The 322-nt window shown below is 52.8% G+C and carries 1 rRNA gene; it reads right to left on the reverse strand.

Annotated features, from left to right (window positions below):
• Positions 1–277 (reverse strand): 23S ribosomal RNA (locus ACSVDM_RS30850); the annotation flags it as partial.
• Positions 278–322 lie beyond the last annotated feature (45 nt).

The raw sequence follows: 322 nt of genomic DNA on the forward strand, positions 1-322 counted from the left end.
GGTTTAGCCTCATCCGCTTTCGCTCGCCACTACTCACGGAATCACTGTTGTTTTCTCTTCCTGTGGGTACTGAGATGTTTCACTTCCCCACGTTCCCTCCACACACCCTATATATTCAGATGCGGGTAACACGACATCACTCGTGCTGGGTTTCCCCATTCGGAAATCCTCGGATCTCAGCTCGGTTGACAGCTCCCCGAGGCTTATCGCAGCCTCCTACGTCCTTCATCGGCTCCTGGTGCCAAGGCATCCACCGTACGCTCTTAAACACTTACTAACAAAGATGCTCGCGTCCACTGTGCAGTTCTCAAACAACACACCC

It is taken from the genome of Nocardia sp. JW2 (genome assembly GCF_051843015.1).
In the GTDB taxonomy this organism is placed as follows: domain Bacteria; phylum Actinomycetota; class Actinomycetes; order Mycobacteriales; family Mycobacteriaceae; genus Nocardia; species Nocardia coubleae.